This window comes from Chryseobacterium nakagawai, assembly GCF_900637665.1.
Classification (GTDB): domain Bacteria; phylum Bacteroidota; class Bacteroidia; order Flavobacteriales; family Weeksellaceae; genus Chryseobacterium; species Chryseobacterium nakagawai.
In genome coordinates this window covers 813,406-832,854 of sequence record NZ_LR134386.1, presented here as the reverse complement: position 1 = coordinate 832,854, position 19,449 = coordinate 813,406, and the positions used below count along the sequence as shown (strand labels likewise).

The 19,449-nt window shown below is 35.0% G+C and carries 17 protein-coding genes; 10 read left to right on the top strand and 7 right to left on the bottom strand.

The features are described 5' to 3' along the window. Nucleotides 1–17 precede the first annotated feature (17 nt). The 7 genes from EL260_RS25455 to EL260_RS03755 all read left to right on the top strand — a co-directional run bounded on the left by EL260_RS25455 (nucleotide 18) and on the right by EL260_RS03755 (nucleotide 6,100). Nucleotides 18–170 (top strand): hypothetical protein, encoded by a 153-nt coding sequence (locus EL260_RS25455; protein WP_164466597.1) that lies wholly within the window; start codon nucleotides 18–20, stop codon nucleotides 168–170. 195 nt (nucleotides 171–365) lie between these two features. Then, on the top strand, nucleotides 366–881 hold the full coding sequence (locus EL260_RS03780; protein ID WP_123858913.1) for a hypothetical protein: 516 nt from the start codon (nucleotides 366–368) through the stop codon (nucleotides 879–881). A gap of 30 nt (nucleotides 882–911) precedes the next feature. Continuing rightward, nucleotides 912–1,556: a hypothetical protein gene (locus EL260_RS03775; protein ID WP_123858912.1), complete on the top strand. Its 645-nt coding sequence runs from the start codon at nucleotides 912–914 to the stop codon at nucleotides 1,554–1,556. After that, the gene (locus EL260_RS03770; protein ID WP_123858911.1) at nucleotides 1,538–2,323 is read left to right on the top strand and encodes a sensor histidine kinase; all 786 of its coding nucleotides are present in this window, start codon (nucleotides 1,538–1,540) and stop codon (nucleotides 2,321–2,323) included. Before EL260_RS03775 ends, EL260_RS03770 begins: the two co-directional genes overlap by 19 nt. After that, nucleotides 2,320–2,958: a response regulator transcription factor gene (locus EL260_RS03765; RefSeq protein ID WP_123858910.1), complete on the top strand. Its 639-nt coding sequence runs from the start codon at nucleotides 2,320–2,322 to the stop codon at nucleotides 2,956–2,958. Before EL260_RS03770 ends, EL260_RS03765 begins: the two co-directional genes overlap by 4 nt. 627 nt (nucleotides 2,959–3,585) lie before the next feature. After that, on the top strand, nucleotides 3,586–4,605 hold the full coding sequence (locus tag EL260_RS03760; RefSeq protein ID WP_123858909.1) for a zinc metalloprotease: 1,020 nt from the start codon (nucleotides 3,586–3,588) through the stop codon (nucleotides 4,603–4,605). A 109-nt stretch (nucleotides 4,606–4,714) separates the two neighbouring features. Beyond that, the gene (locus tag EL260_RS03755) at nucleotides 4,715–6,100 is read left to right on the top strand and encodes a phosphatase PAP2 family protein (RefSeq protein ID WP_123858908.1); all 1,386 of its coding nucleotides are present in this window, start codon (nucleotides 4,715–4,717) and stop codon (nucleotides 6,098–6,100) included. Nucleotides 6,101–6,137: 37 nt separating this feature from the next. Here EL260_RS03755 and EL260_RS03750 read toward each other — a convergent pair whose 3' ends face one another. The 3 genes from EL260_RS03750 to EL260_RS03740 all read right to left on the bottom strand — a co-directional run bounded on the left by EL260_RS03750 (nucleotide 6,138) and on the right by EL260_RS03740 (nucleotide 11,494). Then, nucleotides 6,138–8,003, bottom strand: coding sequence for a M1 family metallopeptidase (locus EL260_RS03750; RefSeq protein ID WP_123858907.1), 1,866 nt, complete (start codon nucleotides 8,001–8,003; stop codon nucleotides 6,138–6,140). Nucleotides 8,004–8,111: 108 nt separating this feature from the next. After that, nucleotides 8,112–10,481, bottom strand: a complete 2,370-nt coding sequence (locus EL260_RS03745; RefSeq protein ID WP_123858906.1) for an outer membrane beta-barrel family protein — start codon at nucleotides 10,479–10,481, stop codon at nucleotides 8,112–8,114. A gap of 179 nt (nucleotides 10,482–10,660) precedes the next feature. After that, complete coding sequence (locus EL260_RS03740; protein WP_164466596.1) at nucleotides 10,661–11,494, bottom strand: GLPGLI family protein; 834 nt, start codon at nucleotides 11,492–11,494, stop codon at nucleotides 10,661–10,663. Between the two features lie 116 nt (nucleotides 11,495–11,610). Between EL260_RS03740 and EL260_RS03735 the strand changes: the two genes are divergently transcribed. Then, nucleotides 11,611–12,933, top strand: coding sequence for a sensor histidine kinase (locus tag EL260_RS03735; protein WP_123858904.1), 1,323 nt, complete (start codon nucleotides 11,611–11,613; stop codon nucleotides 12,931–12,933). Beyond that, a complete protein-coding gene (locus tag EL260_RS03730; RefSeq protein WP_123858903.1) occupies nucleotides 12,923–13,609 on the top strand; it encodes a response regulator transcription factor in 687 nt (228 codons plus the stop codon). Before EL260_RS03735 ends, EL260_RS03730 begins: the two co-directional genes overlap by 11 nt. 3 nt (nucleotides 13,610–13,612) lie before the next feature. Here the strand turns inward: EL260_RS03730 and EL260_RS03725 are convergent, their stop codons facing one another. The 4 genes from EL260_RS03725 to EL260_RS03710 form a co-directional block, all read right to left on the bottom strand. Further along, nucleotides 13,613–14,440 (bottom strand): endonuclease/exonuclease/phosphatase family protein, encoded by an 828-nt coding sequence (locus EL260_RS03725; RefSeq protein ID WP_164466595.1) that lies wholly within the window; start codon nucleotides 14,438–14,440, stop codon nucleotides 13,613–13,615. A 102-nt stretch (nucleotides 14,441–14,542) separates the two neighbouring features. Further along, complete coding sequence (locus EL260_RS03720) at nucleotides 14,543–16,477, bottom strand: M1 family metallopeptidase (RefSeq protein ID WP_123858902.1); 1,935 nt, start codon at nucleotides 16,475–16,477, stop codon at nucleotides 14,543–14,545. An 87-nt stretch (nucleotides 16,478–16,564) separates the two neighbouring features. After that, nucleotides 16,565–17,446 (bottom strand): SDR family oxidoreductase, encoded by an 882-nt coding sequence (locus EL260_RS03715; protein ID WP_123858901.1) that lies wholly within the window; start codon nucleotides 17,444–17,446, stop codon nucleotides 16,565–16,567. 176 nt (nucleotides 17,447–17,622) lie between these two features. After that, complete coding sequence (locus EL260_RS03710; protein WP_123858900.1) at nucleotides 17,623–18,033, bottom strand: DUF1573 domain-containing protein; 411 nt, start codon at nucleotides 18,031–18,033, stop codon at nucleotides 17,623–17,625. A gap of 160 nt (nucleotides 18,034–18,193) precedes the next feature. On the opposite strand from EL260_RS03710, the gene EL260_RS03705 reads away from it, so the two are divergent. Continuing rightward, a complete protein-coding gene (locus EL260_RS03705; RefSeq protein WP_123858899.1) occupies nucleotides 18,194–19,447 on the top strand; it encodes a sensor histidine kinase in 1,254 nt (417 codons plus the stop codon). The last annotated feature ends 2 nt before the right edge of the window (nucleotides 19,448–19,449 follow it).

Below are 19,449 nucleotides of genomic sequence, written 5' to 3'. Positions count from 1 at the left end.
ACTTAAACAAAATCAGCATGAAAAAGTTAAAAAGACAAGAATTAAAGAAAATTTCCGGCGGTATGCTTGCTCCAATAATTGAATGTGATGAAAACTGGAACTGCCCCAACGGTCTTTGTTGTTCATCAGGTATGATTTGCAGGGATCCGAGAAAATATCCTTGTATTTAGAAAAAAACGGAGAATTTTACTCCGTTTTTTTATGCATAATAACCATGATTTTATCTTTATCTTTTTTCTATTAGTACACAACCCGTAAAAATACGGTAAAAATAATAGTGTAATTCCCTATTCCCTACTCTATTTTCTAATACATTTTTTTACGAAATTTGCAGAAATACGGATATTCCATTATAAAACTAAGTTATGAAAACAGAATCTACTAATGATCGACAGTCTCCTGATGCAGGAGGAATGTCTAATGATCTGATAAAGGCTCTTATTGAGAACTATCGTCAGAACCAAATGAATGCTATTAATGAAACTTTGGGAATAACAGATGCCCATTGCATATGGTTTGATCTTCCTAAGCTGAAAAATTTCATTAGCCAATTAGAGCATGAGGCTAATAAAATAAATCCCGAATGTACCCAGGAAGATTTGGGAATCAGATTTTACTATGCGGCCTACCCAAAAATCGAAAATTGGGATATGATGGAAAGCCATCCCGTTCCGCAGGAGTATTCTGAAAGACATACCCTTATAATGGTCCCTACATTGAAAAAAGAAAATGAAGATGGAGAAATTATACATTTTGACTTCAACTCATTACCGAATAACCTGAAAAACCTTTCACTCAATGCGCGTGGCCCAAAACCTGAAGGTATAGGAGAAAATCAAGGAACCTTATCACCTCCGGCAAGCTCAATAGGAATGCTTTAGTATTAATTAAAAAAGAACTTATTATAAACTATGACTGAATTCCAAAGGTTTTTCTCACAATTTATGTATACCGGAGAGGCTATCGCTGCTTTAGTATCCATTATTTATTTTAACCGTGAAAAAAAGCTACATTGGAAACTTTTTGCTTTGTATCTTATTGCTATATTCCTATGTGAATCATCTGTGAAATGGGCAGAGGAGGAGCTTCGTATTGATAGGATTATTTTTTACAATTATTTTGTAATGCCATTGCAGTTTATTTTCTTTTATTGGTTATATGCGATAAAATCTCTGAAGAAGCCCAAGCTATTCTATATCTTTTCTTTGCTATATTTTGCAGCGTTTATTCCACAACTTTCACTCTTTGTAGAAAGAAAAGTTGTGTATGCTCCCAATTACACTTTAGGGTGTATATTTTTGATGGTTCTGGTCGTTATGGAATATTATAAGCAGGTTAATTCAACAGAAATCCTAAAATTCAGTACCAACAGGATGTTTTATATTAATCTGGGTAATACTCTTTTTTATATAGGAACACTCCCGTTTATGACCTTCATGTCTCTTCTTTGGGAATATAGAGATCTATGGGATCTATATTTTGCTTATTTTCAGGTTTCGGGAACTATCATGTATCTTTTATTTGCAAGTTCATTCATATGGGGAAAGCAGAATTAATAATTACGATCATCCTTTTCAATACATTCTTTGTAATGTTTGCCGTTGCTGTGGCCATCTATATCAGAAATTACAGACAGCGTAAAAAAGAATATCTTAATGAAATAGAGATGAAAAATGAAATTCACCAAAGAGAACTCCTTTCTACTCAGCTCGAGATCCAGCAAGCTACCATGCAGCAGATTGGAAGGGAGTTGCATGATAATATTGGGCAAAAGTTAACTTTAGTGAGTTTATATGTTCAGCAAATGCTTTATGAGAACAAAGTTCCTGAAGCCAATGAGAGAATTGACCAGGTTTCCCAGATCATCAATCAGTCATTGCAGGATCTGCGTAGCCTTTCAAAAACATTGACTGATGACAATATCAGTCAAAAAGAAATTGTAACTTTAATTCAGGAAGAAGTTGATAATACCAATTCTTTGAAGAAATGCCTGATCAGTTTTGAACATAATTTTGACTACCTGGATCTTGGCTTTGTTCATAAAAATCTATTGCTAAGAATCACTCAGGAATTTATCCAAAATAGTATAAAACACTCTCACTGCAAAAATATTTTCATCAGCTTAAATACTTCTGAAAACATACTTTGGGAACTTACCATTCGTGATGACGGAATCGGATTTGACCCAACCCGGACTCAATCTAATGGAATTGGTCTCACTAATATGAAAAACAGAGCTGAAATTATTGGTGCAGATTTCCGTCTAGAGAGCGAAAAGAATGTAGGAACCCAACTTAATATTATCTTAAAGAAACAGCCATGAAAAAAACAATTGTAATTGTTGACGATCATATACTTATTGCTAAGGCCCTGGAAGGGATTATTGGTAACTTCAGTGAGTTTGAAGTTATCTATGTCTGTGAAAGCGGCAAAGACCTGATTCAAAAATTCGAAGAAGGAAATACAATTCCAGATATTATTCTTATGGATGTCAGCATGCCAATTATGGATGGTTTTGAAACTGCAGCCTGGGTCACCAAAAATTATCCCGGCATTAAAATAATGGCACTCAGCATGCAAGGCGATGACAACAGTGTCATTAAAATGATTAAAAATGGGGCAAAAGGATATCTTTTAAAAAATACCCACCCAAAAGATCTGGAAATAGCACTTACAAGACTAAATACAGATGGTTTCTTTTATCCCGAATGGGCCTCAAAAATTATCTTCTCAAATCTCAATAAAAATGATATTGAAACTTCTGTAAAGATCTCTGAGCGGGAGAAAGAATTTTTAAAATACACTGTAACAGAATTAAGCTATAAAGAAATTGCAGACAGAATGTGTTGTAGCCCAAGAACAGTAGAAAGCTATCGTGATCAGTTATGTGACAAACTGGATTTAAAAACCCGTGTTGGTCTTGCTGTCTTTGCTATTAAAAATGGCTTTGCAAACTAAAACGATATAATTTCTTTCTTTTAAAAAAACTTACTCTGATAACTATTTGTATCGCAGAGTACAGAAATCTGTAGGGTCAACGATGCTCAGAATTGTGAATTCATTACAATCTGTTTACAATATTTAAAATCTATCTCAAATTGAGATAGATTTCTTTTATCACCTCTATGCTCATCTTCAATTTCGGGCGCACAACAATAAAGCTATCATTAAAATCAAAAATACTATTGTATTTACCCATCATTATTCAAGCCAAAAGACACTAACAATATTCCATTTTACATGATTAACATGTTTTCATTCAGAAGCTTTAAAGCGAAAAATAGAAAAAACTTACAGCCTCATTCATTCTTTTGAGAAAGTTTTATGGATTGGTTTTATTATAAAAAATATTCTATGAATAATGAAAAAACATAAAATTATTTTCATTTCAAAACACACTTAAGCGTGAAATATAAAATAATTAATTTAAAATGATTAAAATTCAATATAAAATCAAATTCATTATCATATAAACACATTAAACAACATTTAAATAAACATTTACTAAATAATTCATCAAATTATTTGCACATCAATTTTAAATAATATAATTTCACGCTCTCAACCACATTATATTATAACGATATGAAAAAACTCTTTTTTGGAGCTCTAGTTCTGAGCTTTATGTCAGCCTGTAATAATGACAGCGTTACCAATCAAAATGAAACACCCGTGAATTCAGAAGCTTCTCCTACAGCTTGGACTGCCACACAAAGAAAATGTACTTCAGAGGAAATAAGAGAAACAATGCTTTTGAAACACCCTGAACTTAAACAAAAAGTAGCCGATATTGAATTCGGTACTGAAAAATTTGCAGAAAATCTTAAAATTGGAAAAGTACTTGCAGATGGAAGCGTTGAAATCCCTGTTGTATTTAATGTAATTTATAATACTTCTGCTCAGAATGTTTCCGACGCAAGAATTGCAGAACAAATTGCTGTGCTCAATGCTGATTATGGAGCAACCAATTCTGACATTACTAAAATTCCTTCTGCATTTCAACCTTCAGCAGCTGGTGATGTAAAAATCCGTTTTAAATTAGTAGCGACTAACCGTAAACAGAGCACAAAAACAGGCTGGAGATCTGATCTCGAACAGATGAAAAAAGCGAGCACCGGAGGCATTGATGCAACTGATGTGAATAAGAATATGAACATATGGGTCGTTAATTCAATACTTGATGAAAATAATCAACCCGGAACCCTAGGATATGCTTATTATCCGGAAAATGCAGGACAGTGGTACGATGGTCTTGTAATAGGATATCAGTATATAGGAAAAACTGGCGCTTCTGCTCCATTCAACTTAGGTAGAACAGTAACCCATGAAGTAGGACATTATCTAAATCTTCCACACCTTTGGGGCTCATCTAATGCTGGCTGCCAAACAGATTACTCTAATGACACTCCAACTTCTCCAGGCCCTAACTATGGAAATCCGACGTATCCTCTAAACAGAGTTTGTGGAGGGGTAAGCCGTTCTCAGATGTTTATGAACTATATGGATTATGTGGATGACAAGTCAATGTATATGTTTTCTGCGAATCAAAAAACAAGAATGCAGGCTGTAGTATCCGCATCCGGACCAAGATCTGGATTAAGATAATTGACAAAATCAGTTGAAATATTATAAAATTATTAAAATAGTCTATCTCAATTTTTGGGATAGATTTTTTTTATATTTTTACACGATTTAAAATTTCATATTCACAAGGATGAAAAAAATAGCCCTAGCGTCAGGGATTTTACTGCATTTATATAGTTATAAAGCACAGGATACAATCCAATCCCGAAACCTCCAGCAGGATATTGCTTTAATCAACACCAACTCACCTATAAAAGAACCGACTCCACTTTTCAAGAAAGAATGGGTAAAAAAGTCTGTAGCTCCAGCTATTCTTTTTACGGCAGCAGCGGCTACATGGGGAGAAAAAGAGAATATCCGGGAGGTAAGAAACCGATATCTACCTAACTTCAAAGTAAAATATGATGATTACCTTCAATATGCACCAGCTGTAGCCGTTTACGGTTTAAAACTAGCCGGGGTAAAAGGAAGAAACAATATTGGAAGAGCAACATTATCTTACGGTACTAGTTTAGCCATAATGGCTATTTTAGTCAATTCGATTAAGTATACTACAAAGGTTGAACGCCCTGATGGATCTAAAAACAATTCTTTCCCATCAGGACATGCTGCCATGGCGTTTACTAATGCCAGCTTTCTGCATAAGGAATATGGAATGGTAAACCCAGCTTATAGTATTGCAGGGTATGGCTCTGCTACCATTACAGGACTTGGGAGAAACTTGAACAACAGACACTGGGTTCCGGATATCCTTGCCGGTGCTGGAATTGGGATTATATCGACAGAGCTTGGATATTTTTTTATCGATAAGATTTATAAAAATAAGGGAGATAATTTAAGTCTCTTATCCAGAATAGAAGGAAACGATTATCCTTCATTCCTTTCTCTAAAGATGGGTACAGCTTTAGGGACTACCAACTTCCTAAAAGAATCAGAACTGGATGATAAAAAACAAACCGGTTTTGAAGGTGGATTGGAAGGCGCTTATTTCTTTTCAAAAAAATGGGGTGTGGGAGCAGATATTACTTTCAGTAGCTTTCCTATTAAGTCTCAAAGAATAAACTTTGATGATGGACAGGATTTTGGTGACCATGAAATTAAAACACAATCTATGGGCTTTCTGGCAGCAGGGATTGGTCCTTATTTTTCTCATGAGTTCTCAGAAAGATGGCAGCTTATGTTAAAACTAACAGGTGGATATTCTGCTACTGCCAGTGGAAAAGTATTTGTAAAAGGAAACGAAATAGATACTCCTAATCACGAACTTCAAATAGCCCGATACAAGCCAAAGCCAGCTTTTCGCTGGAATACAGGGGCTTCTATAACCTACAAATTCAACCCGGGATTAGGTCTTACTTTCTATACAGATTACAATCAGATCAACTCTACAATCCGATATCATTTCAGTGATGAAATCAAAGAAAGTGATGAACTAAATCAGGAACTGAACAACTTGATTGCCAAAGAAAAAATAAATTATGTTACCCTAGGCTTACGATTAACCGCCTATTTTTAAATAAAGAAGCCTTCAGATTTTGAAGGCTTTTATTTTATTATAAGGTTCTAGTGTTATCTCCCGGTGTATAATCCATGAAAATATCTCCATCCAATTGTACGGATTTTACTTTTTTCTTAATAGGAATTACCAGGTCTGCTAATTTTTGATCTTTTTCCCAGACAGAAGGTGAAAAATGCAGCTTTTCAGTAGTCCCATCATCGTAAGATAATATAGCATCAAAAGGAATGGCAAATCCACCTACATTTACTATATTCACTGTAAGCAAATCATTCATTTGCGACGCTCCTGCTACATTTAAATCAATATAATTATTCGTATAAAACCAATTCTGGAAAAACCAATTCAGATTTTTTCCGGAACCTGTATTCATAGAATTGAAATAATCCCATGGAACCGGGTGCTTTCCGTTCCAGTTATCCATGTAATGATGCAGTGCTTTCTTAAACAGTTCATCTCCTAGATAATCCTTTAGGGCAAGATAAGACAGCGATGATTTCACATATGAATTGTTACCGTATCCAGAACCGCTTACCTGTGTACTCATTGTAATGATCGGCTGGTCTTGTTCTGCTGAAGGATCATTGATCCATCTTTTTACACGGAAATTTTTATAAAATTCTTTTGCTTTGGCTTCTCCATTCTCATCAATTCCAATTAAATACTCTAAGGTAGTTGCCCATCCTTCGTCCATAAAGGCATATCTTGTTTCGTTAATCCCCATATAGAAAGGAAAATAAGTATGTGCAATTTCATGATCTGCAGTAAGCCTCGCATCCTGAAGATCGTCCGGAATACTGGTATCATTAATCATCATCGGATATTCCATATCTGCATATCCCTGAATAGCTGTCATTACGTTATAAGGATATTCTACTCCCGGCCAGTTTTTGGAAAACCAATCCAAGTTGTAACGCATCCAGTCTACATAATGTTCAAAATCTTTTGCTCCTGCTTTATACCCGGCCTGAACACTTGCTCTTTTAGTTTTAAGCTGAACACTTGCAGCATCCCATACATAGTGGTTACTCAAGGCAAAACAGAAATCTGTAATGTGAGTAGCTTTAAACTTCCAGACATTCCACTTATTTTGCCGGGTAACTTTTCCTGACTTCATTTCCTGCTCTGTAGCAATATGCATTAACTTATCACTTTTCAATGAAGCTTTATATCTTTTCAAATATTCTGGCTGAAGAACAGATTCGGGGTTCAGGAAATCTCCGGTCGCCCACACCACATAATTCTTTGGAGCGGTAATGGCAAAACTATAATCATTAAAATCATTATAGAACTCTTGTCTATCGGAATGAGGAAGCATATCCCATCCGTTATAATCATCATATACAGAAATTCTAGGGAAAGAATACGCTACATAGAAGGTTTCAGGATCAATCTGCCCTTCTCTTCCACTTTGCACAGAAAGCGGATATTCCCATTCAATTTTAACCTCAGCTTTTGATTTTGATTTTAAAACTGATTTTAATTTTACTTTTTCAACCGTCCCCCAATCCTCACTATCGATGTCATATTTTTCCCCATTTACAATGAATGATTTGATCTTAAGTCCGGTGGACAAGAAATCTTTAGCCACCGATCCTGATCTTGGAGACTCTGGTTTGTGTAAATTATTTACAAATCTTATCGCCAATTCATTAAGATTATCCGGACTGTTATTGGTATAAACAATTGTTTCTTTTCCGGAAACTGTTTTTGTATTAGCATCCACTTTTACATCAACATTGTAAATTCCTTTATTCTGCCAGTAGTTTTTGCCAGGTGCACCAGAAATATCGCGGGTTCCTTTTTCATAAGCTTTTTTAATATTTCTCGGCATATACAATTCCTGAGCAGAGAGTTGCAGCAATGAAACAACAACCAACATTCCGGAAAAAATTCTCTTCATAATAATCTCTTTTTTAGATAAGTATCAAAAATAGCGAAAATGTAACACCCAGTGAGAATTTCTTTCATAATAATGTTTTATGGCAATTAATTTTCTATTTAAAATATTCTAAAGTCTATCCTGTTCAGATGTTTTTTTAATTGCTTTGGCATTTTTCACAGATTGATTTCCAAAGTTGTACTTCAGCGACAGGGTGAAGCCCTGCGTATCTGAATAATCCAGGAAATAGTTATCCTGATTGGCATATTTGGTAGCGACTTTCTCTCGCGTAGTTTTAAAAATATCATTCACAACAAATGATGCTTCTAGCTTTTTATTGAAAAATTTTCTATTCATCACAAAGTATGCAGACCAACTGCTGGAAATCCTGAAAGGGCCCTGTATTCCCGGAGAGAAATACCGATGTCCCATTTCCATTTTCCAGTCCCTGTTTTTATCCAGAGTAAAGCTGGTAGAAATATTAGATACCCAATTCCAGACTTTATTCTGATGCAATATTCCATCCACTCCGTTGAAATAGTTTTCATTGTGCTCCAGGTTTTCAGATAGTACAACATTCCACCAAGGCTTTATCTGGAAATTTTTATATAAACTCAGCCCAAATGCTTGCCCTTTTTCAATATTGGTAAAATGATATACCACATTGTTAGTTTCCGGCACCTGGTATGAAATTTCCATAGATGGATACAGCTCTTTGCGATAGTAAAAATCCAAATTCCAATTCTTCCAGGAATAAGTAAGATTTAGGTTATGGATAATTGTAGCTTTTAACTGAGGGTCACCTTGAAAATAGGAAAACAGGTTGTAATAAGATTTCGCTGGATTCAACCATGAGTAAGAAGGTCTGCTGATCCTTTTCCCATAAGAAAATCCAAATTCATGCTTATTTTCTGTGGTATACTGAGCATAGAAAGTTGGAAAAAAATTCCAATAATTATTTTTATTACGATTATAAGGTTCTGAAACAATACCCTCAAGATCGGTCATTTCTGCGCGAAGTCCTCCCTTAATATTCCATTTCCCTATATTGTAAGATAATGAGGAATACAGGGCAAAATTATATTCTTTATAATCAAAATTACTGCTTTTTTCGGGTCTGAATTCCATCCATCCATTTTCATTATCCGAGAAATCAAGCTTACTGTTTGTTTTTACAAAGCTGTACTTTGCACCAGACTCTAACTCCAGCTTATCTCCTTTCCATTGATAATCCAATTGAGTGGAATACAGCTGAACATCAGCCTTATTCTGAGTCAGAAAATGTTCTTCTCTTGGAGCTTGACCCGCAAAATCCAGATGGGTTGTTACATCCTGATATTTATCCCCTTTATTTCCTGTAAAATAATTGATCCACGAAAGACTGCTTTTTTTATTTAGTTTTCTATCAATCTGAAAGCTAACCGAACTATTATTGGAGCTTGATTCGTGATCATTCAATGTTCTGTATTGTGATTCTACAATATCCTGGCTGTTATATATTAATGTAGGCACATCATAAATTCCGTAGGACTTTGGAGAAAAATACCCTGAATAGTTGAGACTTAAATTGGTCAAACTATCCAACTCATATTCCACATTAAAATTCAGGGTATTCTGGTTAGTGTTTTTATCCTTCCTATTCATCGTGCTAATCCACCTGGTTTGGCTCTCGGGATAATAGACATAGTCTGATCCTTCCCGGAGATAAGTTCCCATTCCTTTATAGTAACTTGCCATAAGGGACAGCTTATCTTTCTTATAATATTGAGACAGACCAAAAACGGCCTTTGCATATTGGGTTTGAATATATTTTGAAGACAAAATTCCGCGATAGCCTTCAATTTTATTTTTTTTCATCACAATATTTAATACTGCGCTTCCTGAAGCTTCATATTTTGCCGGGGGATTCGTAATTACTTCTATAGATTTCACCTCATCTCCCTGTGTATTTTCCAAGAGATTTTTAAGTTCATCACCAGTCAACATTACTTTTTTATCATTAATAGTAACCAGAATCCCTGTACTACCTTTTACGGTAAGCACATTATTATTGACGGTAACACTGGGTGTATTCTTTAAGATTTCCCATGCATTGAGTGATGAAATATTACTATTTTCTACATTAAACTCCAGGCGATCCACTTTTCTTTTTACTAATGGTTTTCGTTGAGTCATCACAACACCTTCTATCTCCTTAGATTCTCTTTTTAGAATAATTTGTAAAGCTTCTGGATTTTCCAGATCCAGATTCTTTTCAAATACAGAATACCCTTTATTATTCACCACCAACTTTACATTTTGCTCATTAATACCTTCCAGCGTGAAGCCTCCACTGCTATCTGTTTTCAGCTCTTTGATCAATTCATTTTTGGAATTATACAGAATTATTTGTACCGCCGAAAGTTTTTCATTTTCGGGATTCATCACCATTCCTGCAATTTTTTGTTTTTGAGCCAGCATCATTATGGGAAGACACAGAAAAAGAAGCGCTTTGTTCATGATTATATTTTTAAGAATAAAAGAAAGACTAAACTTTGTTTTTACAGGGCAAAATTCCAAATTGGGCCGGAGAATTTCGGTTAACGAAAAGTTAATGATGGGTTAACGCCTTTTTTGCTTTAAAAATGAAAAAGCCTGAATTAAAAAATTCAGGCTTTTAAAATTAATCGGAGATATTTTTATGGATAAGGAATTGCTTTATCCAGCTCTATAGGATTATAGTATTTTTTAATATTAGCTTGTGTTTGTTTAGTTAATCCGGCAAACTCTTCTTTACTTTTAATCTGCTGCCCTTCAATTTTCACATTCCAATCCGGTTGAAATTCTGTTCTCATTCTGGCGTAAGGGTCGCTATAAAACTCAAGGTTTAGTTTTATCCATTTCCTAAAATCAATAGTAATGGGATCCAATGAATAATGTCTTTCTAGAAAACTTTTTGTATCATATGTTTTGGGGAGGTTAATATTTCGGGATAAAGAATAAATAAAATCTTTCTTATCATCTTCCACATACAGAACAAGTCCCGGCAATCCTCTAAATTTATAAGGTCCTTCAGGAATGTTAATATCCGGTGTAAACCATGCAGTCCAATTTCTCCCGCCGAATCTTGCTGTTGCTTTCTGCAAATTATAATTATTCACTTTCTTAGTTTCAGCCTCTATTTTCCATTGGATATTATCCTCTGTTTCAAAAACATAATAATAAGGCATCATTCTGATCTGAAAATAGTTTTTATTTTTATTGGAGTTCCTTTTACGAATAAGGGTTTGTTCAGAATGGCTGGTATGCTGAGATGATATTCCACCATGAAGAATATTAAGAGAATCATTCACTAGAAATTCAAGTTCAAAGAATTTTACTTCTTCTGGATTAATATCCAATACCATTTCTTCTTTATCATAGCTTGTATCATTAGCATTCGGTCTATACTGAAGTTCATAGATGAACCGATGAGTCTGAGCACTCATTAAAATCCCAATCAATACCAAAAAAAGGATAATCTGCTTTTTCATGAAATAGTTTATTAGTCCTTTAAAAATAAGAAAAATCACACAAATCATAAGGTTAATGTAAGGTTAATAATAAAAATTCGATTTCGGTGAAATACGAAAGCTTTATCTTTGTTTTAATGATATTCAAGAGTAAAATTCTTATTTCTGCTTTTGCTGCCCTGTTCCTACTTTTACTGGGAATACAGGTCTACTTTATGTACAAAACCTACCAGGTCAAAGAAAGGGACATCTACAGATCTGTGAATGATGGTCTCACCAATTATTCTGATAATCTGGAAGATATTCACGAGATTAAAGAATCAAAAGATGATGCCCTTCAGGAAATTATAATCAACTATCATAATAAAGAGATCAGTAAAAAAGATTTTTTAAGGTATTTCATAGAAAACAGAAAAGTAGCTAAGGAAAGACTGATCCACTATATTGATAGCAGGTTTGAGAAAGATGGTTATAAAATTTCTGCAAGAATCCGTTATCTCTCCATTGTCCATCTTCCAGACAGCGCTAAAGTAATCACTGAACCTATTGTCATTTTTGAAACAAAAGATAAGATTAAGAAATCCCACATAGCCAGCAACGGAAGTTGGGAAACATCCACCACTAAAAGAAATGATTCAGATAAAGGATCAGTTAAAAGAAGTAATACTTTCCTGGTTAAAACCCAAACTGACTTTGAAATCAAAAATATAAAAAGCGTTGTCTTCAAAGAACTTGCTCTATTGATTATTTGCTGCATTGCTCTTCTTTCAGGTGTTCTTCTATTATATATTTTCACTATCAAAAACCTCATCAAACAACAAAAACAGGTAAAAGTTCTCCACACTGTTGTGGATAACATTTCGCATGAGTTTAAGACTCCGATTGCTACCTTAAAAATAGCATCTAAAACATTAAAAAAAGGATGGAATCCTGATACACTTCCATTGATTGACCGGCAAATTTCAAGGCTTGAAAGCTTGATGCTTCAGCTCCATAAAGATGAAACGCTAGAAGATGTAATCGCTATAGAACCAGAAGACTGGACATTTTTCATTCAGGATCTTTCTTTCACTTATCCACAAATAGATTTTAAATTAGAAAACAAAGTTTTCAGACAGCTTCCTTTCGATAAAAATCTCATGGAAACAATGGTAAAGAATCTCTGTGAGAACAGTATAAAATATGGAGCTTCTGCTGTGACCATCAATGCCAACAACGCCGCTCAGAATCTGAAGATTGAGGTTTCAGATAATGGTCAGGGTATGGAACGTAAAGAACTAAAGAATATATTTGAAAAATTCTACAGAATACAGGTCAATAATATCCATAACAGTAAAGGACTTGGGCTTGGGCTTTATTTTGTAAAAGAAATCATTACCTCCTATCACGGAAAAGTTGATGTATTCAGTCAACCAGGTGTTGGAAGTACTTTTAAAATAACCATTCCTTATGAAAACTAAAATCCTGCTGGCAGAAGACGATTCCGATTTCGGAACAATCCTTAAACAATATCTTGAACTGGAAGATTTTGATATCAGCTGGTATCAGAACCCTGAAGACATTATCCCCTTAATTTCTGCTGATTTTCCTTTTCAAATGGGAATTCTAGATGTGATGATGCCTAATATTGACGGTTTTTCCCTTGCAAAAATGATATTAAAAGAGAAAAATGACTTCCCTCTTTTATTTTTAACCGCAAAGAACCAAAAAATTGATCGCTTAACCGGATTAAAAATAGGCGCTGATGACTACATATCCAAACCATGCGATCCTGAAGAACTGGTATTGAGAATAAAGAACATTCTGAAAAGATCATTATCACCAATTATAGAGCCTCAGCTGAAAATTGGTGACTACTCTCTGGATACTCAGAAGCTTCTCTTATCCCACCCTAGCGGAAATGTTCGGATGACAGTTCGTGAACAGGAATTGCTTTTGTACCTCTTGAAGCATAACCATACCACAATCACCAGAAATAATATTCTGGATAACTTATGGGAAACTAATGATTATTTTACTGGCAGAAGCCTTGATGTATTTATCAGCAGACTGCGCAAATATTTCTGTAATGACCCGAACGTAAAAATCCAATCCCTCAGAGGAATTGGATTTGAAATTGATTTTCCAACCCACTAATTTTTAAAAAGAAAGTTTTACAATAACCGGGAAATGATCTGATGGATAAAGAAGATTCTCTCTTCTGTCATTGATGTGCCGGTGAGATCTTATCTTAAAGTCTTTTGTAAAAATATAATCGATTCTGTCTTTAGGTACTTCATTTACATTAAAGGCAGTAAAGGTTCCTGAAGGTCCATAATGTTTCGTTTCAGAATGATAAAAAGTATCCTCCATATTTTGGGAAAGAATTTTAACCGGTTCCGTATCATCTGTAAGATTAAAATCTCCACTCACTGTTACTGGCAAATTCTTTGGATTAAGCTCCTTGATCTTTTTCAAAATCAATTCTGAAGACTTTACTCTGGCTACATTTCCAATATGATCGAAGTGAAGATTCATCGCAAGGAATTCTTTTTTCGATTTTTTATCCTTAAAAACAGCATAGGTACAAATTCTGTTCAATGCAGCATCCCAGCCTTTTGAAGGTTTCTCAGGAGTTTCAGACAACCAGAACGTCCCTGATTTTATCACATCCAGTCTTTGGGTATCATAAAAAATAGCAGAAAACTCTCCTTTTTCTTTACCATCATCTCTTCCTACTCCAATATAATCGTAATTCTTCAACCCATTTTTAATATCTTTCATCTGTTCAGGAAGCGCTTCCTGAACACCGAAATAATCCGGATGATAATAGGTTAAAAGATCAGCTACATCCTGTTTTCTTTCCGGCCATGCATTTTCTTTGTCTGAAGCTACATTTAATCTGATATTAAAACTCATTACGGTAAGGTCCTGTGAAAATCCCAGTGCAAAAAGCATCAAGAGTATCATTGAAAATCTGAAATTCATAATTATTTTATCAATTTGAGACAAAAATAAGACTTCTCTATGACAGAGAAGTCCAATTTATATGATAATAATGTTAAATTAATTCTTTTAAAACCGCCCGTATTATAATGCGAGACTATTATTATTCAAATTAATATCAGGCATCTGAGAATCAGGATCCAGCTTAACCTCATTTATTTCTTTGTTAGAATCTACCTTAAAAGTCCATTCGGTATTTCTCTTCCAGACTTCGATAGGTATTTTGACATTTTTTGTTGTTCTGTCTTTAAATACCAATTGAACCGTAGTAGGAACTGGTAATTGTCCAATATTTTCAATTGTCACCTGAACCCCTTTTTTAAAATCTCCGTCAACATATTTAGCACTCTTCACTCCCTGATCAATTTTCCACTTATTGAAAAACCACCCTCTCCAGAACCAGGTTAATTCTTCTCCTGAAACATTCTCCATCGTATGAAAGAAATCCCAAGGAGTAGGATGTTTGAATGCCCAGCGATCTATATAAGTTCTGAAAGCTTTATCAAATTTTTCAGGTCCCAGAATTGATGTTCTTAAAATAGATAAACCAGCTCCAGGCTTATAATAGGCCAAAGCAGCAATACTTCTTTCTTTCATATTATCTGGTCCCACCATAATAGGTTCAAGGTTATCATTCATAAAAAAGCTTCCTGCTTGTCCTAAATTCTTTTTCCTGTAATACTCCCCTTTATTAAAAGCTTCTGTGGAAATTTCGTTAATAAAGGTATTAAACCCTTCATCCATCCATGCAAATAATCTTTCATTAGAACCTACGATCATCGGAAACCAGTTGTGTCCAAACTCATGATCCGTAACCCCCCAAAGTTCTTCTCCTTTAGAATCCATATGACAAAAAACGATTCCCGGATACTCCATTCCTCCTTCATTTCCGGCTACGTTGGTTGCTGCAGGATAGGTATACCCATACCATTTCTTTGAGTAATGTTCTATAGCTGCTTTTGTATATTCTGTAGATCTTCCCCATGCTTTTTCCCCTGCGCTCTCCACAGGATAAGCAGAAATAGCCAATGATTTTTTACCATTCGGAAGATTGATTCTCGCTGCATCCAAAATGAAGCCGGCAGATGATGCCCAAGCAAAATCACGGGCCTGTGTAATTTTAAACTTCCAGGTTTTTGTTCCTGAAGATTTGTTTTTACCAATTTCGGATTCCGGACGTATCATTACCGTTTTATCACTGTTTCTTGCCTGGTTCCACCTGTTGGTTTCTTCCTTACTGTAAACTTCGTTTTCATTCAAAAGTTCTCCAGATGCTACAACATAATGATTGGCTGGTACCGTAATATTTGCGGTAATATCTCCATATTCAAGATAAAATTCGGAAGCTCCTACGTAAGGAAGCGTATTCCATCCCATAACATCATCATATACACACATTCTCGGATACCATTGTGCCATGGTAAATATTTTACCATTTTTGGTATCCTGTATTCCCATTCTGTCTGAACCATATTCCGGGGAAATAAAGGAATACTCGATAGCAATTTTTGCCACGCCACCCCTTGCTTTTAATTCTCCAGAAAGATCAATCTGCATCCTGGTATCCGTAATGGTATATTTTACCTCTTTACCATCAATTTTTACTGATTTAATGGTATAACCACCCTCAAAAGCCTCTCCATGAGCTCCGTTTCTGCTTCCGGATAAGGGAACAACCGCATTTCCACGGGAATCTTTTGCAAAGAGGTTCTGATCAAGCTGCAGCCAAAGGAAACTAAGTTTATCAGGACTATTATTGGTATATTTAATTTCAGCGGTACCTGTAATCTCTTTTTTACTTTCATTCAAGCTGACATTCAAATGATAATCCGCTGAGTTCTGCCAATAGGCATGTCCCGGTTGTCCGCTTGCAGAACGGGTTTCCGTACCTGTCTGAGGATAGAAGAATGGTTTAAATGCTTCTACATAATCATATTTTGGGGTTTCCTGTGCTACTACAGATCCTGAGAAAAAAAAGACCGTAATAGCTGAAACAAGGGTTGGAAGTTTTAAATTCATTTGAAAAATTATTACTAATGTAATGCATAGGTAAAAAAAATGCCCGGAATTGTTACAAATCCGGGCTACTTTTTTAAATAAATTAAGTTAGTTTGATTTTTTTGCTTTAATCATAGCTTCCAATGCATCCCACATTTCGCCTGGGATTGCTTCAAGCATATTAAACTCTCCTGCTCCCTGAAGCCATTCTCCCCCATCAATAGTCACTACCTCACCATTCATATAAGCAGAATAATCTGATACAAGATATGCAGCAAGATTAGCTAACTCCTGATGTTCTCCTACTCTTCTTAACGGAACTTTTTTCTTCATATCAAATTTTTCCTGCAAATCTCCGGGAAGAAGTCTGTCCCATGCTCCTTTTGTAGGGAAAGGTCCCGGAGCAATCGCATTGAAACGAATTCCATATTTTGCCCACTCTACCGCCAGTGATCTTGTCATGGCCAAAACACCTGCTTTTGCGCACGCAGATGGCACAACATAGGCTGAACCTGTCCATGCATACGTTGTAACAATATTCAGAACAGTTCCAGGAGTCTTAGAATCTATCCAATGTTTACCTACAGAAAGAGTACAGTTTTTTGTTCCTTTTAAAACAATATCTAAAATAGAGTCAAAAGCGGAATGAGTCAGTTTTTCTGTTGGAGAAATAAAGTTTCCGGCAGCGTTGTTCAAAAGAATATCAATTTTACCGAATTCTTTTAAAGTTGCTTCCTTCATCGCTTCCACCTCATCCCAATTTCTCACATCACACGCTACACAAAGAACTTTACCTCCTGTTTGTTCTTCCAGTTCCTTTGCCGTAGTTTGTAATTTCTCCAGATTTCTGGAGGTAATGACCACATTAGCTCCCAGTTCAAGAAAATATTTGGTCATGGCTTTTCCAAGGCCGCTTCCGCCTCCTGTTACAATCGCTACTTTATCTTTCAGTGCACCTTCGCGCAACATCGGCTGTGTATATAGACTCATAAAATATTTTTTCTTAAAAATAATAAATATTGAAATGCAATCCTTTAAAATAGGTTGATAAATAATGCTACAAATAATTATTCCTTATAATATTATTAAAAAAAACATCAAATACTCCAAAAGAAAATAGCCTGGTAACAATTACCAGGCTATTTTTATTGTTTCAAGATGATCTATTAAGAAGCAACGACTCCTTTGAATGAAAGTGTTTTAGGCGTTTTACTCTCACTTGTAGTAACATTTACAGTTTTCATAAATGGACCTGCTGCCGCGGCGTTATAACTAGCTTCTACAAAACCTTTTTTTCCTGGTTGGATAGGAGTTTTTGTATAATCAGCTGTAGTACATCCGCATGAAGGGGCTACATTTTGTATAATGATCGGTTTTGAACTTGTATTGGTGAATTCAAATCTGATTAATTTTGGCTTTCCCTGAGGAATATTTCCTACATCTATAGATTCTGATTTCCATTTAATAGCATCTGCAACCATTTTTACAATGGATGGAGCGTCTGCAGTAAGCATTTTAGCATAGAAAGAAGAGAATGCTAACACAGCCAAAAGAGCGGTAATTTTTAGTTTTTTCATGAGTATAAATTTTATTATTTAAAAACAGTTTATTTTTTTTCGATGTAACAAATGTAAAGCAGACTATGATTACAACTTGTTAACTGCTCTCTAACATTTGTTAACAAGTTGTTAATGGTAAAAGATAAATAGATATTTTTGGATAATATTGTTTCAGGAAATGAAAATAAAAAAACTCAATATCATCATAACGCTGGGGTTCATCGCTATTATCGGAATTTTAATAGCTCAACTGATGTGGACGCGCCAGGCTTATAATCTTGAGGATAAAAAGTTTAATCAAAAGGTAAATATTGCCTTAATGGAAGTTGCGGAGAAATTATCCGGCGGAAAAACTTCCTATACGGAAAACCCTGTTCAGAATATCGCCAATGACTATTATGTAGTTAATATTAATAATGAATTTCATCCCATAGTTCTTGAATATTATCTGAAAACAGAATTCACCCGCTTCCAGGTCAATACAGATTATGTATATGCATTATATAACTGCCATAGTGATAAAATGGTGTACGGAAAGTTTATGACTTCTCATCAGGAAAGCCCAAGTAACAAAGTGATTAATTTCCCCAAGCACAAAAACCTTACCTATTACTTTTCAATCCGTTTTCCTGATAAAACAACTTATCTTATCAGCTCATTAAGATTCTGGTATCTGCTCACGTTTGCTCTTATTATTATTCTTTTGGTGTATGTTTATTCTATCTATACCATTATTCAACAAAAGAAATTTTCGGAACTGCAGCGGGATTTCATCAACAATATGACGCATGAGTTCAAAACACCTTTATCTTCCATACTTTTAGCATCCGAAGCTCTCAATAAGCAGGATCTGGTGCAGGAAAACGCTAAACTACAGACCTACACATCCATTATTATCAATCAAAGCCATAAGCTTAATAGTCATATTGAAAAAATACTGAATATTGCAAAGAACGATGCTTCCGGCTTGTCATTAAAGCCTCAAAAAATTATCATGCTTCCTTTTATTCAGGAAATTGCAGATACCATACAGCATAAAAACGCAGACCTCAGCATCGAGATAGATATTGAAAACAGCACGTCAATAATGGCTGATGAATTTCACTTTACCAATATCATTTATAATATTTTAGACAACTCCATTAAGTATTGTGAAACAAAACCGGTTATTAACATTTCATCCTATAAAGATTCAAAAGGTTTATATTTAAAGTTTAAAGACAACGGATTGGGTATTCCTGCTAAAAATATTCCTCATATTTTTGAAAAATTTTATAGGGTACCTACCAAAAGAAGTGAGGAGGTAAACGGTTTTGGGCTGGGACTATTTTATGTGAAGAAAGTAGTGCAGCAGCATCTCTGGAAAATTTCTGTAGAGAATAATGAAGACAAAGGAATTACCACCACTCTCATTTTTCCGTTTTCAATTTAATC

Excerpts from the sequence above, each read along its gene's own strand:
- EL260_RS25455 (WP_164466597.1), top strand. The coding sequence starts at position 18 with ATGAAAAAGTTAAAAAGACAAGAATTAAAGAAAATTTCCGGCGGTATG.
- EL260_RS03780 (WP_123858913.1), top strand. The coding sequence starts at position 366 with ATGAAAACAGAATCTACTAATGATCGACAGTCTCCTGATGCAGGAGGA.
- EL260_RS03775 (WP_123858912.1), top strand. The coding sequence starts at position 912 with ATGACTGAATTCCAAAGGTTTTTCTCACAATTTATGTATACCGGAGAG.
- EL260_RS03770 (WP_123858911.1), top strand. The coding sequence starts at position 1,538 with ATGGGGAAAGCAGAATTAATAATTACGATCATCCTTTTCAATACATTC.
- EL260_RS03765 (WP_123858910.1), top strand. The coding sequence starts at position 2,320 with ATGAAAAAAACAATTGTAATTGTTGACGATCATATACTTATTGCTAAG.
- EL260_RS03760 (WP_123858909.1), top strand. The coding sequence starts at position 3,586 with ATGAAAAAACTCTTTTTTGGAGCTCTAGTTCTGAGCTTTATGTCAGCC.
- EL260_RS03755 (WP_123858908.1), top strand. The coding sequence starts at position 4,715 with ATGAAAAAAATAGCCCTAGCGTCAGGGATTTTACTGCATTTATATAGT.
- EL260_RS03750 (WP_123858907.1), bottom strand. The coding sequence starts at position 8,003 with ATGAAGAGAATTTTTTCCGGAATGTTGGTTGTTGTTTCATTGCTGCAA.
- EL260_RS03745 (WP_123858906.1), bottom strand. The coding sequence starts at position 10,481 with ATGAACAAAGCGCTTCTTTTTCTGTGTCTTCCCATAATGATGCTGGCT.
- EL260_RS03740 (WP_164466596.1), bottom strand. The coding sequence starts at position 11,494 with ATGAAAAAGCAGATTATCCTTTTTTTGGTATTGATTGGGATTTTAATG.
- EL260_RS03735 (WP_123858904.1), top strand. The coding sequence starts at position 11,611 with ATGATATTCAAGAGTAAAATTCTTATTTCTGCTTTTGCTGCCCTGTTC.
- EL260_RS03730 (WP_123858903.1), top strand. The coding sequence starts at position 12,923 with ATGAAAACTAAAATCCTGCTGGCAGAAGACGATTCCGATTTCGGAACA.
- EL260_RS03725 (WP_164466595.1), bottom strand. The coding sequence starts at position 14,440 with ATGAATTTCAGATTTTCAATGATACTCTTGATGCTTTTTGCACTGGGA.
- EL260_RS03720 (WP_123858902.1), bottom strand. The coding sequence starts at position 16,477 with ATGAATTTAAAACTTCCAACCCTTGTTTCAGCTATTACGGTCTTTTTT.
- EL260_RS03715 (WP_123858901.1), bottom strand. The coding sequence starts at position 17,446 with ATGAGTCTATATACACAGCCGATGTTGCGCGAAGGTGCACTGAAAGAT.
- EL260_RS03710 (WP_123858900.1), bottom strand. The coding sequence starts at position 18,033 with ATGAAAAAACTAAAAATTACCGCTCTTTTGGCTGTGTTAGCATTCTCT.
- EL260_RS03705 (WP_123858899.1), top strand. The coding sequence starts at position 18,194 with ATGAAAATAAAAAAACTCAATATCATCATAACGCTGGGGTTCATCGCT.